This is a genomic window from Nocardia sp. NPDC055053 (genome assembly GCF_053608285.1).
On record NZ_JBSGVD010000009.1, the window covers coordinates 123,782 to 136,707 of the forward strand.

15 protein-coding genes are annotated in these 12,926 nt (G+C 68.7%); 6 read left to right on the top strand and 9 right to left on the bottom strand.

Annotated elements, in window-relative coordinates; translation table 11 throughout:
- Positions 1 to 31 precede the first annotated feature (31 nt).
- The 4 genes from ACWF82_RS12230 to ACWF82_RS12245 are packed head-to-tail and all read right to left on the bottom strand — an operon-like array spanning position 32 to position 4,432.
- Complete coding sequence (locus ACWF82_RS12230; protein WP_452500563.1) at positions 32 to 1,060, bottom strand: pyridoxal phosphate-dependent aminotransferase; 1,029 nt, start codon at positions 1,058 to 1,060, stop codon at positions 32 to 34.
- Positions 1,057 to 2,076 carry a 3-oxoacyl-ACP synthase III family protein gene (locus ACWF82_RS12235; RefSeq protein WP_452500751.1) on the bottom strand — a complete coding sequence of 340 codons (1,020 nt, stop codon included), beginning with the start codon at positions 2,074 to 2,076 and terminating at the stop codon, positions 1,057 to 1,059. Before ACWF82_RS12235 ends, ACWF82_RS12230 begins: the two co-directional genes overlap by 4 nt.
- A complete protein-coding gene (locus ACWF82_RS12240) occupies positions 2,073 to 2,732 on the bottom strand; it encodes an SRPBCC family protein (protein WP_452500565.1) in 660 nt (219 codons plus the stop codon). Before ACWF82_RS12240 ends, ACWF82_RS12235 begins: the two co-directional genes overlap by 4 nt.
- The gene (locus ACWF82_RS12245) at positions 2,729 to 4,432 is read right to left on the bottom strand and encodes a thiamine pyrophosphate-binding protein (protein ID WP_452500567.1); all 1,704 of its coding nucleotides are present in this window, start codon (positions 4,430 to 4,432) and stop codon (positions 2,729 to 2,731) included. Before ACWF82_RS12245 ends, ACWF82_RS12240 begins: the two co-directional genes overlap by 4 nt.
- 163 nt (positions 4,433 to 4,595) lie before the next feature.
- On the opposite strand from ACWF82_RS12245, the gene ACWF82_RS12250 reads away from it, so the two are divergent.
- The 3 genes from ACWF82_RS12250 (at position 4,596) to ACWF82_RS12260 (ending at position 6,972) form a co-directional block, all read left to right on the top strand.
- Positions 4,596 to 5,123 carry an EXLDI protein gene (locus tag ACWF82_RS12250; RefSeq protein WP_452500569.1) on the top strand — a complete coding sequence of 176 codons (528 nt, stop codon included), beginning with the start codon at positions 4,596 to 4,598 and terminating at the stop codon, positions 5,121 to 5,123.
- Between the two features lie 110 nt (positions 5,124 to 5,233).
- Positions 5,234 to 6,193: an ATP-binding cassette domain-containing protein gene (locus ACWF82_RS12255; protein WP_452500571.1), complete on the top strand. Its 960-nt coding sequence runs from the start codon at positions 5,234 to 5,236 to the stop codon at positions 6,191 to 6,193.
- Positions 6,190 to 6,972, top strand: a complete 783-nt coding sequence (locus tag ACWF82_RS12260; RefSeq protein ID WP_452500573.1) for an ABC transporter permease — start codon at positions 6,190 to 6,192, stop codon at positions 6,970 to 6,972. Before ACWF82_RS12255 ends, ACWF82_RS12260 begins: the two co-directional genes overlap by 4 nt.
- A gap of 52 nt (positions 6,973 to 7,024) precedes the next feature.
- Here ACWF82_RS12260 and ACWF82_RS12265 read toward each other — a convergent pair whose 3' ends face one another.
- From ACWF82_RS12265 to ACWF82_RS12275, 3 genes are all read right to left on the bottom strand, one after another.
- A complete protein-coding gene (locus tag ACWF82_RS12265; protein WP_452500575.1) occupies positions 7,025 to 7,723 on the bottom strand; it encodes a zf-HC2 domain-containing protein in 699 nt (232 codons plus the stop codon).
- Positions 7,720 to 8,229, bottom strand: a complete 510-nt coding sequence (locus ACWF82_RS12270) for a sigma-70 family RNA polymerase sigma factor (protein ID WP_379305630.1) — start codon at positions 8,227 to 8,229, stop codon at positions 7,720 to 7,722. The genes ACWF82_RS12265 and ACWF82_RS12270 overlap by 4 nt, the downstream gene beginning before the upstream one ends.
- 68 nt (positions 8,230 to 8,297) lie before the next feature.
- Positions 8,298 to 8,936 (bottom strand): YqgE/AlgH family protein, encoded by a 639-nt coding sequence (locus ACWF82_RS12275; protein WP_452500576.1) that lies wholly within the window; start codon positions 8,934 to 8,936, stop codon positions 8,298 to 8,300.
- 106 nt (positions 8,937 to 9,042) lie between these two features.
- Here ACWF82_RS12275 and ACWF82_RS12280 point away from each other — a divergent pair, with 106 nt between their 5' ends.
- Positions 9,043 to 9,804 (top strand): lysophospholipid acyltransferase family protein, encoded by a 762-nt coding sequence (locus tag ACWF82_RS12280; RefSeq protein ID WP_452500578.1) that lies wholly within the window; start codon positions 9,043 to 9,045, stop codon positions 9,802 to 9,804.
- Here ACWF82_RS12280 and ACWF82_RS12285 read toward each other — a convergent pair.
- Complete coding sequence (locus ACWF82_RS12285) at positions 9,798 to 10,109, bottom strand: GNAT family N-acetyltransferase (protein ID WP_452500580.1); 312 nt, start codon at positions 10,107 to 10,109, stop codon at positions 9,798 to 9,800. The genes ACWF82_RS12280 and ACWF82_RS12285 overlap by 7 nt on opposite strands.
- Positions 10,110 to 10,306: 197 nt before the next feature.
- On the opposite strand from ACWF82_RS12285, the gene ACWF82_RS12290 reads away from it, so the two are divergent.
- Positions 10,307 to 11,434: a glycerate kinase gene (locus ACWF82_RS12290; protein ID WP_452500582.1), complete on the top strand. Its 1,128-nt coding sequence runs from the start codon at positions 10,307 to 10,309 to the stop codon at positions 11,432 to 11,434.
- A gap of 38 nt (positions 11,435 to 11,472) precedes the next feature.
- Here ACWF82_RS12290 and ACWF82_RS12295 read toward each other — a convergent pair whose 3' ends face one another.
- Positions 11,473 to 11,856: a winged helix-turn-helix transcriptional regulator gene (locus ACWF82_RS12295; protein WP_452500583.1), complete on the bottom strand. Its 384-nt coding sequence runs from the start codon at positions 11,854 to 11,856 to the stop codon at positions 11,473 to 11,475.
- Between the two features lie 93 nt (positions 11,857 to 11,949).
- On the opposite strand from ACWF82_RS12295, the gene ACWF82_RS12300 reads away from it, so the two are divergent.
- Entirely contained in the window at positions 11,950 to 12,882 is a 933-nt protein-coding gene (locus ACWF82_RS12300) for an NAD(P)-dependent oxidoreductase (RefSeq protein WP_452500585.1), read from the top strand.
- Positions 12,883 to 12,926 lie beyond the last annotated feature (44 nt).

The following is a 12,926-nucleotide window of genomic DNA, read 5'->3' on the forward strand; positions in this document are numbered from 1 at the left end:
ACCGCGTGCAGCGGCTCGGCCGTGCCCCTGGTCACCGCAGGTTCACCAGCGCCGCATGCACGGCGCGGCCCGCGGCGGGATCGCCGACCGTGAGGCGCGCGCTGCCGTCCGGATATGACTTGGCTTTGATCCCGGCGCGGCGGAGTGCGGTGGCTACGCCGGGACCAGGGAGATACAGGAAGTTCGCGTGGCTGCGGTGGACATCGATGCCGCAGGCGCGCAGCGACATTCGCAGGGCTTCGCGTTCCATGGTGATCCGGTGGACCCGGTCGCGGAGTTCGTCCTCGGCGGCGTAGGCGGCTCGGACCGCGGCGACGGCGGCAGCGGGGATTCCGTAGGGCAGTTGCTGACGGTGGATGCGTTCGATCAGATTGCCGCGGCCGACGCAGTACCCGATGCGCAGGCCCGCCAACCCGTAGGCCTTCGAAAAGGTGCGCAGGATCAGCAGATTCGGGTGCCGGCGGAGCAGGGCGTGCAGGTCGAGGCGGTCGGCCTGGTCGAGGAATTCGACGTAGGCCTCGTCGAGCAGCACCGGCACCCGGGAGGGCAGCGCGGCGAGGAAGGAACGCACGGCTGCCGCTTCGAGCAGCGTCCCGGTCGGATTGTGCGGCCTGCACAGCACGACCAGCGCGGTACGCCGGGTCACCGCACGACGTAGCGCCTTCGGATCCTGGTCGCCCTTGCCGTCGAGCGGCACCGGAACCAGCGGCATACCGGCCATCTCCGCCATGATCGGATAGCCGTCGAAAGTCGGTGTGCTGGTGATCAGTTCGCCACCGGCCAGCGTTCGCAGGATCTGCATGGCGACACCGGTGGCGCCCGCGCCGACCACCACGTCGTCGGGCTGCACGCCCAGGTGCTCGGCGATGATCCGCGGCAACTGCTCCGGCCGGAACTCCGGATACCGGTTCGCGTTGGCGAGGGTGTCGGTCACCGCGGCGAGGATGGAAGGCAGTGGGGGATAGGGGTTCTCGCTGAGCGACAGGTCGAACCGAGTCGGCGTGGCGGGGGTGCGGAACCGGCGGGAGGGGATCGTCGGTTCCGCCAGGTGGATGGTCATCGCGCCGCGCCCCAGCGCACGGCGGCCGCACCGGCGAAATCGCCCGCGTGCGCGAAAGCCGACATCAGCACCACCGACCCGTTGTGCAGCCTGCCCGCCCGGTTCTCCACATCGAGTGTCACCGGAATGCCTGCGGCGAACAGGTTTCCGCACTCGTCGAAGGTGTCGGGATGGCGTTCGGCGGGCAGCTCCAGCGCGTCGTGCCAGTTGCGCAGGAACAGCCGGTTCGGCTGATTGGTGACGAAGGTGTCGATATCGCGGCCCTTCACCCCGATGTGATCGCACACCGCCAGCGCCACCTCGGGGACAAGCCGGTTGCCGCGCGCGAACACCTTGGTGATCTTCGATTCGGTGAAGGTCACACAGCCCTGGCCCTCACCCGGTTCCCAGTACTTGCGCGGGCCGTTGGTGGAGAAGTCCATGTCGCCGGCGAATTCGGGATAGGTGCGGCATTCGATGTCGAGGATCGGCGCCGAGTCGTCCTTGCGCAGCAGGCCGATGCCGCAGCCGTCGCCGGGGACCGGGGCCTGGGCGAGTTTGCGGATGTCGGGCTGGGTGAACACCGGTCCCGCGCAGTTCTGGGCGGCGACGATCAGCGCCGTGCGTGCCTCGCTGGTGGCCATGATCATGCGCGCCAGCGCCATCATGTGCACGAAGGCCGCGCAGCCGCCGTTGTGCACATCCAGGACGTGCGCCGGTTTCGCGCCGAGCCGCCGGGCCAGCTCGGGGCCGGCGCCCATGACCGGATTGTCGGGCAGCTGGGTGTGGGTGAGGAGGATGTCGATCTCGGACGCGAGGTCGTCGCCGTGCCGTTCCCGCAGCGGGGCGAAGGCCTGTTCGGCCATGTCGACGGCGGTTTCGTCGCGGGCGATGTGATGGCGTCCGGTGGGGGACCGGAACATCACGTTCTTCGCCATCCGCTCGGAGCGGGAGTACTGGGTGAAGTAGTCGGTCGGGACCGGATCGCCGGGCAGATAGCTCGCGACGTCGACCAGACTCACCTGCGGGAAGTTCACTGCATCCACTCCGGCTTGATCGGCAGCCCGTGGGCCGCGCGGTATTCACAGATGGCCTTGAGGTTGTCCAGCTCCAGCTGGTGACCCGCGGAGAACATCTCCCAGAAATCGCCGACCCACACCGGGCGCTTCGGCGGCGCTGTTTCCGGATAGCCGTTCTCGTCGTAGAACGGGTGCTTGCAGTTGACCCACAGCACCACCGAGCCGGGCTTGTTGAACACGACCTGCGCGTCGATCACCCGCATCAGGTAGATCATCCACAGGTGTTCGGACTGGTCCCAGGCACAGTGGTAGTCGACGGTCATCGCCTCGGGATGGGCGACGGTCCTGGTGAAACACTTGGTCGTATCGCCGAGCCGGTCGTAGGACAGCCACAGTCCCGGCTCGTCGGTCTCGTGGAATCCGCGCAGGCTGTAGGTCCACTCCTCGAGTGAGCGGGTGTCGGCGAGATACTCGAAGACCTCGCGCGGTGGCGCCGCGATGTAGGTCTGCACGGGGCAGTAGTCGCCGTAGATCTGGTCGTGCGGGTACACCGACCGCAGCATGTCCATGATGATCGGCGTTGTCGCCTCCCGGTCGGAATTCTCGATGCGCAGTACGCCGGGGATCACCTCCTCGGGGATATCGCTGAGTGCGGGCAGGGCGCTGGTGGTCACGGTGTACTCCTCGCGGCGTCGATGGTCGACAGGAAGGGCAGGAAGGGCGGGATTTCGTCGGGGTCGCACAGGATCTCGAGGAACGAGGGGCCGGTGGCGGCGAAACTGCCGCGCAGGGCTTCGGTGAGGTCATCGGGGTGGTCGACGGTGCGTGCGGGTAGATCGGGGAACATGGCGGCGATGCCTGCTCCCAGTTGTGCGGGGCGGAAACGGTTGAAGCTGTAGCGATCTCGGTAGTAGAGCTGCTCGCGGGTGACGCACATGGCGTGCGCGTTGTTGTTGAACACGACGAAGCTGATCGGCAGATCGTGTTCGATCGCCGTGTGCAGTTCCATGCCATGCATGTAGAACGCGCCGTCGCCGGCGATCACGATCGTGCGATGCGGACCGTCGGCGGCGTCGTGCCGGGCGAACGCGGAGCCGATCCCCGCGCCGAAGGCGTAGCCCATCCCGCCCATCCCGAGGGCGACGACGAAACGTCCACCCTCGGGCACCCTCAGGTAATGCACCACGGACGCGCCGGTGTTACCAGCGTCGGCGAAAATATCGGCGCCGGTGGGCAGTTCGCGCTGAATCGTCTCGACGACGGTGCGGTAGCGCAGGCCAGGGCCCGCGGCGCCGGGCACCGGCATGGGGGTGAGGTCGGTGGTCGGTGCGGGGTCGACGGCCGGGGTGGCGTCGAGACGGGTCAGCAGGTCCCTGATGGTCGCGGCGAGATCGGTCCCGGTGACGTGGAGCGCGGCCGGATAGGGCGGCAACGCGCCGATGCTGAGCAGCGGGAGGTCGGCGATGACCGACTCGAGGCCGGCGCACGCGGTGACCGGCAGCCGGGTGCCGACAAGCAGGCAGGCATTCGCCGCGGTCAGCGCCTCGAGGAGCTCGGCGTGGCCCATGCTGCCCGCGACGCCGCAGTAGCCGGTGCCGGTATTGGCGTAGACATCCTTGGCGTCGGGCGCCAGGCCGATCGAGGCGTCCAGCGCGGTGACGAGTTCACCGAGTTCGGCGCGGGCGTTGTCGCGAGCCACCTGATCACCGGCGATGATCACCACCTTGCCCGTGCGCCGGGCGGTGGTGAGTTCTTCGGCGATCGCGTCGGTCGTGGCGGCGGGCGGTGTCGTTGCCGCGGCTGGGTGCCGGGTGACGTTGCCTCGCGATCCTTCGCGGAAGTGCTTCGGCATCGATTGCTGCTGGACATCTTTCGGCAGCAGCAGCACAGCGGGTCCGCCGTCCTTCACCGCCGCGACGGCTGCCGCGAACTGCCCCGGCAGTTCGGCCGGATCGGTGACCCGCGCGCAGTACCGGCTGACGGTGGCGAACAGTGCTGTCGCGTCGATGGATTCGGCCAGGCCACTCGAATCCTGGAAGGCGCCGTGTCCTTCCAAGCTCGTCGGCGGCTGACCGACAAGAGCCAGCACCGGCACCCGCGAGGTGTAGGACTCGGCCAGCCCGGCAACCAGATTCATCGCCCCGCCACCCGAGGTGGCGGCGACGACGCCGAGGCCGCCGGTGCTGCGCGCATAGCCGTCGGCCATGGTGGCCGCGGAGAACTCGTGCTTGGCGACGATGCCGACCGGGTGCCCGCCCGCATCGAAGATCGCGTCGTAGAGGTCTTCGATATTGGCGCCGTCGACTCCGAAGATATGGGTTACCCCTAGCGCGGACACCGCCTCGGTCAGGTAGTCGACCACTCTGTCCGGCATCTGCCCTCCTCTTCCGCGTCTATCCGTCGGTACCCGATAACCAGCGGGCATCGACGGACGGATCGCCGCGTACACGATGGATACGGGCTGGCTCCGGCGCGGGTTCACCGGGCGCCGAAATCGCCCTCTTGTGTGTACGTATACATCTACGTATAGTGGGTTCATGCCCAACAAGACGATCTACGTAGCCGACGACGATCTGCCCCTGTTCCAGCGGGCGCAGGAGCTCGTCGGCGGCAACATCTCCGGCGCGGTCGTCGCCGCGCTGCGCCGATTCATCGACCTGGAAGAAGGGCGCCAGGCGGGTTTCGACGAGATCGTGCTGCAGGTGGGTCGCGACGGCGTGCGGCAGGTGCGCTTTCAGGGCACCCTGCTCGGCGAATGGCGCGATGTCGGCGACGAGCGGGTGCTGCACCAGCGGGTCTACCGCAGCCGCAAAGGCAAGCTCGTGCTCCACACGCACAAGGCGCTGTGGAAGGACTACCCGACCGGCGACGCCGCCGGTGACCTGAAGGACTGGAAGTACTGGCGCCGGATGTTCGGCATCGGCGACCGGCCGTGGGACTGGGGCGATTACGACTACGAGATCCTCGACGACGTGTCGGCTCTGAAGGGCCGCGTCCCCGACAAGCTGTACCGCAAGGTCGAGGACATCCACTCGCACCCGCAGATCGAGGAACTCGACATCTAGGCCCCGGCCACAACCGCATACCCACACCATCCACCGCAGCCCCTGGGGGCTGTGTCGATGACTCATGCACTTATTCGCAGTAATGAATGAAACTCTGGAAAGGGACGACCATGGTCAACTCGGCCATCACGGCACGAGGCCTGCGCAAGGCCTACGGCGACCACACGGTTCTCGACGGCATCGACCTCACCGTCGCCGAGGGCACGATCTTCTCCCTGCTCGGCCCCAACGGCGCTGGCAAGACCACGACGGTGCAGATCCTCACCACGCTGATCGGCGCCGACGGCGGCGAGATCGCGGTCGGCGGCTACGACGTGGTGCACGACCGGGAGGGCGTGCGTGAGCTGATCGGCGTCACCGGGCAGTTCGCCGCCGTCGACGAACTGCTGACCGGCCGCGAGAACCTGCACATGATGGGCGACCTGAACCACCTGCCCCGCCGCGACACCCGCAGCCTGACCACCGAGCTGCTCGAACGCTTCGACCTGGTCGAGGCGGCCGACAAGCCGGCCGGCACCTACTCCGGCGGCATGACCCGCAGGCTCGATCTGGCCATGACGCTGGTCGGGAACCCGCGGGTGATCTTCCTCGACGAGCCGACCACCGGCCTCGACCCGCGCAGCCGCCGCGCCATCTGGGACATCATCCGCGGCCTGGTCGACGACCTCGGCGTCACCGTCTTCCTCACCACCCAGTACCTCGAGGAGGCCGACCAGCTGGCCGACCGCATCGCGGTGCTCGACCACGGCCGCATCGTCGCCGAAGGCACCGCCGCGGAACTGAAGCGGCTGATTCCCGGCGGGCACATCCGCATCGACTTCGCCGATCAGGCGGCGCTGACCGCCGCGCAATACGCGCTCGGCCCGTCCGCGCGGGTGCTCGACGGCGGCGACGGCCTCACCCTCGCCGTGCCGAGCGACGGCGGCGTGCGCTCACTGCGCGCCGTGCTCGATCTGCTCGATGCCGAAAACATCGAAGCGGGCGGCATTTCCGTGCACACCCCGAATCTCGACGACGTCTTCCTCACCCTCACCGGCCGCGCCACCATCGAGCAGGAGTCCCTGGCATGAGCACTCAGACCGTGGCGAACAAGCACGCCTTCGCCGACACCATGACGATGTTGCGGCGCAACATCATCCACGCCAAGCGCTACCCGAGCATGATCTTCGGCATCCTGATCATGCCGACCGTGCTGCTGCTTGTCTTCAACTACGTCTTCGGTGGAGCGCTGGAGAAGTCCTCCGGCGGCGAGTACATCGACTACCTCGCCCCGGGCATGCTGCTGTTGCTGCCCGCGTACATGACCGTGTCGGTGGCCGTCTCGATCGCCACCGACAAGAGCAAGGGCATCGTGAATCGCTTTCGGGTGATGGCGATCTCGCAGTCGTCGATGCTCACCGGCCACGTGCTCGGCTCGCTCATCCAGGCGCTGGGCGGCATGGCCGTGATGACCGGCGTCGCGCTGCTGATCGGCTTCCGGCCGAACGCGAACCTCGTCGAATGGGTGGCCGCCTTCGGCCTGCTCACCCTGGTGACCTTCGCGTTCACCTGGCTCGCCGTCGCTCTCGGCCTGCTCTCGCCCAACCCCGAAAGCGCGAGCAACGCACCGTTTCCGATCGTGATGATGCCGTTCCTCGGCAGCGGCCTCGTCGCCACCGACACCATGCCGATCGGCCTGCGCCAGTTCGCCGAATACCAGCCCTTCACCCCCATCACCGAAACCCTGCGCGGTCTCCTGATGGGCACCGAGATCGGCGCCAACGGCTGGATCTCGCTGGCCTGGTGCGCGGTCATCGCGGGCGGCGGCTACGTGTGGTCCAAGTCCATCTTCCGCAAGCAAGCGAGTTGAAAGTCTTTGCCCAGCAAACGGTCCGGCCTGCCTAGGCCGGACCGTTCTGCGTTCAGACCTGGGCGACCAGCACGGTGCGGCCGGAGTCGATCGAGGTGATCTCGATGGCGCTGATGGATTCCGGTGGGGCGTCGATGGTGCGGTCCACCGTGAGTTCCGTGCCGGGGCCGGCGGGCCATTGGTCGAGGGGGATGCGTTTGTCGTCCGCTGTCACGACCAGGCCATAGGTCCAGGTGGTGCCGTAGCCATAGTCGACGCCGCCGTAGCTGCAGGTCATCACCAGGCGGGTGCGGTCGCCGTCGCGGACCAGTTTCACCGAGGCGCTGATCGGCGTCTGTTCGACGGCCCGCATCTGCTGCTGGGTGACGACCTGTTCGGTGGAGGTGCCGGAGCCCGCGACGGTGACCGTCACCGGCACCGCGATCGCCACCGCGGCGGCGGCGGTCGCGACAGCACTGCCGAGCCCGAGCCAGCGGCGGCGCCTGCGACGCTTTTCGGCCGCGGCGGCCAGCGAGGGGAGCAGATCGGGGACCGGTGGCGACGCTGGTTCGGGCGATTCGATCATCGACAGCGCGGTGTCACGATCGACAAGGGCGAGCATGCCCGGCATACCGGCCAGCTCGGCGACCGCCGCCCGGCAATGCGGGCAATCGTGCAGGTGCGCTTCGTAATCGCGGCGCTCGGTGGCGCCGAGGGAGCCGAGGACGTAGGCGGCATCCCAGGTGCTGAACTCGTCGGTGAGATCGGTCATCTGTTCGTCACCCCCATCTCCTGTAAAGCCAAGCGCATCGCGCGCATGCCGTAGTGCAGGCGCGACTTCACCGTCCCCGGTGGAATGCCGAGCTCGTCGGCGATCTGTGCCATCCCGAGTCCGCGATAGTAGGCGCGCACGATCACCTCGCGATGATCCGGGCTCAGCTTGCTCAGCGCGTCGGCGACCAGCCAGCCGTCCAGCGCCCGGTCGGACTGGTCGGGGCTGACCTGCTCCGGGGGTGTGTCGGTGCCGAACTCGCGGCGGTGGCGGGCGCTGCGGTGCTCGTCGACGGCGAGGTTACGTGCCACGGTGAACAACCACGCGCGCGGTGAGGTCTCGGTCTGTTCCAGCACCGCGGGCCGCTGCCAGGCCCGCAGCAACGTCTCCTGCACGATGTCCTCGGCCCGGCCGGGATCGCGCACCAGGCCGAGGGTGAAACGCCAGAGTGCGGGAGCGTGCTCGGCGTAGAGCGCGCGCATCAGTTCGTCGCGACCGTCGTCCATCGGCGGTCCGGGTCACTGCTCGTCGAAATTCATGGTGTCACTCCTGCTCTGTCGAAGGAGTAACGGGATCAGTTTCGTTCGAGTTCAATCGGGTGCGTCGCCAGCAGGGCCAGCGGCAGCGGCTGGCGGCGCAGCACGCTCGCCCACAGGTCGTGACGGTCGGTGGCGAGCGGATCCGAGGGCAGCGCCGCGACCACGATCCAGTCGTCGTTGTCGAGTTCGCCGTCGAGCTGGCCCATCGACCAGCCCGCGTAGCCGGCGAAGATCCGGATGCCCTCGACCAGCGGGCCGATCTCGGCGGGATCGGCGTCCAGGTCGACCAGCACCACCCGGCCGTCGACCCGGCGCAGCCCGCGCACATCGGTGATGTCGGCGCCGGTCCGCAGCGTGCCGAGGCACAGTGCCGCGTCCCGTTTGACCGGACCGCCGATGTACAGGTCGGTCGGGGTGGCGGCCAGCTCGGCCCACAGCGGGAGCACATCGCGCACCGGGGTCTCGCTCGGCCGGTTCAGTACCACGCCGAGACTGCCCGCGTCGTTGTGCTCGATGACGTACACCACGGTCCGCCGGAAGGTCGGTTCAACCAGGTCGATCGCCGACACCAGCAGATTGCCGGCGCGAACGCCCACCGCGGGGTGCCCGCGCCGCCGGTCATCGCCGTGCCCGTCGCGAGTCCGGCGCTCGTCCGGGTCGTCTCCGCGTGCCACCGAGCCATCATCGCATTGGTACGGTGTCGCGCGCTCCCCACGGACCGCTCCTGACCGGAAATATTCTGCTCGAACCGGCCGCGGGCGCGCCCGGTAGGGTCGCGGCATGCACTCGCCCGAGGTCCTGCTCGAGAACAGCGACGCCGTGTACGACTACTACCTGCGACACCAGCAGAATCGCTGGAAGGCGCTGGGCGGCTATGCCATCCTGGCCCGTCGGTTCCGGCCGCGGGTGGCCTTCGCCGATGGCGCGAAACAACAGCTCAAGGCGCTGATCCGCAGCGGGCGCCCGGTCGTCTACGCGATCAATCACCTGTCCAACAGTGACCCGTACACCGTCGCGGCGACCGCGTGGTACTCGCCGTTGCGCTGGCGGATCGGCCGGGTGCGGGTGCTGGCCAAGGACGAACTGTTCATCGATCCCGACCAGCGCCGCAAGGTCGACATGATGGGCGGCATCCCCGTCTTCCGCGGCCGGGACCACGGCATCAGGGCCGTCAACGCCGCGGGTCAGCGCATGATGGACATCTGCGCGCAGCGCCTGGCCGCCGGTGATCACCTGGCGGTGTTCCCCGAGGGCACCTGCAACCACGTCGATCCGGCGAAGGTGCAGCCCGTCGGTAGCGGGATCGGTCACATCGCGTTCCGCGCGGCCAAGCTGAACGCGCCGCCCGCGCTGGTCGCCCTCGCGATGAGCTACGGGCCGCGACCCGATCCGGCGGTGGAACCCACCGCCGAGGAGGCCGTCTCGGCGCGGTTCATGTTCCGTGCGCCGGTGCTGGAACTTCCGCAGCGGCCCGCCGACATCGCCAGGCTGGTCAAGGAGGAATTACAGCTGGCCGTCGACGGTGCCGTCGCGAGTTACTGAGGCAGCCCGAACAGCTCCCTCGCCTGATGCGGCACCAGCGAGATGTAGGCGGGATGGGTCTTGACGAAATGCAGGACCACCGGACACAGCGGCAGCACGCCGAATCCTTCGGTGCGGCTGGTGTCGAGCGCGGCCTGGGTGAGCACGTTCGCCATGCCCTTGCCCTCGAACCTGGGATAGATCTCGGTGTGCACGAGGGCGCGCTCGGCCCCGGTGTCCTGGTACTCGATATAGCCGGCGGGAGCCCCGTCGGCGGTGAGTTCGAACCGCTCTAGCGCGGTGTTGTTGCGGACCTCGGTCGCCATGCCGTCGAAACTACTGTAATTTCGGCGGCTGGCGCCGCGTGTTCGCGGCCCCCTTGTGGCCCGCCGGTCAGGTACCGCGGCTTGCTCCTTCGTCGCCTACGCCCCGGCACCTGACCGGCGGGCCGCGAACGGCCCTCCTCGAGCTCGGGCGGCCTCAGTGTATGGCGGGTTTTCGTCCGAGCCGTGACAATGTCGGGATGACGGACCGACCACGCGTGGTGCTCGCCCCCGACAAGTTCAAGGGTTCGCTCACCGCGCCCGAGGTCGCCGCGGCGCTGGCGACCGGGATCCATCGCCGCGCGCCGGGCGCCGACGTGCAGTGCGTGCCGGTAGCCGACGGCGGGGACGGCATGGTCGACGCCTTCGTCGCGGCGGGCTGGGAGCGGGTCGAAGTGGCCGCGCCGGGCCCGACCGGTGCGCCGGAGCGCGCGGTCTACGCCGTGCGCGGTGACACCGCGGTCGTCGAACTGGCGGCCGCGGTCGGGGTGGCCAAGCTGCCCGGCGGCAGGCTCGACCCGATCGGGGCGAACACCTTCGGCCTCGGTGTCGTGGTCGCGCACGCGCTCGACAACGGCGCCCGCGAGGTGGTGCTCGGGCTCGGCGGCAGCGCGTCCACCGACGGCGGCGCCGGCCTGCTGCGCGCGCTCGGACTGCGCCTGCTCGACCGCGACGGACGCGAATTGGGCGGTGCGCCAAGCGATGTGGTCGCGCTGCTCAGCAGCGTGGTCGCGGTCGATCGGTCCGGGCTGCACCCGGCGATCGCGCAGACCAGGTTCACGCTGGCCTGCGATGTGGACAATCCGCTGCTCGGCCCGGCGGGTGCGGTCGCGGTGTACGCGCCACAGAAGGGCGCCGACCAGGCGCAGATGCGGGAACTGGAAGCGGCACTGACCAATTGGGCCGCGGTGCTCGGCACCGGCTATGCCGAGATCGGCGGGTCGGGCGCGGCGGGCGGTACCGGATTCGGTGTGCTCGCCGTCCTCGGCGCGCAGGTGCGCAGCGGTATCGATGTGCTGCTCGACCTGCTGAAATTCCCCGCACTGGTGGACGGCGCGACGCTGGTGGTCACCGGCGAGGGGTCACTGGACCATCAGAGCATGCACGGCAAGGCGCCGGTCGGTGTCGCCGCGGCCGCCAAGGCCGCCGGTGTCCCCGTTGTCGCCGCCGTCGGGCGAACGCTGTTGTCCCCCGGCGAGATTCGTGCCGCGGGATTCGCCGGGTGCTACGCGCTCAGCGATCTCGAACCCAATCCGCGCCTGTCGATCAGGAACGCGGCGGCGCTGCTCGAACGGGTCGGTGAGCGAATTGCCTTGGAGCGCTGGTGACTCCATAGCCGGAGGTGTCCTCGCTCGCGCGCGCCGCATCAGATCGCGACAGTGGCGGTGCGCGCGGGCGCGGCCGGTGCCTGCGTGCGGGTGTTCGCCGCGAGTTCGGTGCGGTGCGCGTCGCCCCACGCCTCGAGCGGGACCAGCGCCAGCCGCAGGGTTTCCCCGAGGTCGGTCAGCGAGTACTCCACCCGCGGCGGGATCTCGGGATAGATCTCCCGGTGCACCACGCCCGTGCTCTCGAGGTGGCGCAGGTTCTCCGCGAGGACCTTCTCGCTGACCCCGTCGAGCATCCGCCTGATCTGCCCGAACCGCTGCGGCCCGTCGCCGAGCACCCACATCAGGTGCAGTCGCCACTTGCCGCCGACGACGTCGATGGCCAGGCTCATGCCACACACATCGTGATCCGCGTCACTGCTCATGTCCGGTGCACCCTTCTGACCGTATTTCGAACCTCTGGGTAAGCAACCGCACGTCGACGTTCGGTCTTCCCTGACGATACCCGCGCGGACACCATGGATCTCGGCGCCGAAACCAGCAAGCATCGAGAACCGAAGGGGCAGTACATGTCCGAGCAGAGCAAGACCCGTTCCGTATCCGTCCTCGGTCTCGGCCCGATGGGCCAGGCCATGGTCAGGGCCTTTCTGGCGGCAGGCGTCGAGGTCACCGTGTGGAACCGCAGCACGGCGAAGGTCGACGCGATGGTGGAGCTCGGCGCGAAACGCGCCGGCTCGGTGGCCGAGGCGCTCGCCGCGAACGAGGTGTCGGTGCTGAGCCTGACCCACTACGCCGCCATGTACGACGTCCTCGGTCAGGCGCCGGAAGCCCTGGCGGGCAAGGTGATCGCCAACCTGTCGTCGGATTCGCCGGAGAAAGCGCGGGCCGGTGCGGCCTGGGTCCGCGAACGCGGCGCGCAGTTCCTCTCCGGTGGGGTGATGTCGGCGGGCGACAATATCGAACATCCCGCGTCCTACATCTTCTACAGCGGCCCGAAGGCGGTGTTCGACGCGCACGCCGAGCTGCTGCGCCCGCTCAGCCCGCAGGAGTACCTCGGCGCCGACGACGGCCTCGCGCAGGTCTTCTACCAGGCACTGCTGATCACCTTCCACCCCTGGCTGCTGTCCTTCGACCAGGCGACCGCGATGATCGCGAAGTCCGGTCACGACATCGCCCAGTTCGTGCCGTTCGCGATCCGCTCCAGCGAGGCGTACCCGTACTTCATGGAGCAGTTCTCGGTCGCCAACCAGAACGGCGGCTGGGCGGATCTGGCGTCGCTGAAGATGATGGTCGCCGGCGCCCAGCACATCATCGACGCCAGCGAGGAAGTCGGCGTCGACGCGGGGTTCTCGCACCTGTCACAGCAGTACTGGCGCAAGGCGGTCGCCGCCAGCGAGGCGGCGGGCAAGGCGGTGTCGACCTACGAGCTGATGCGCGGCGAGAAAGGCTGATTGTCCAGCGGCGCAGCCTGATCCGGAACGCGCGGAACCGTCCG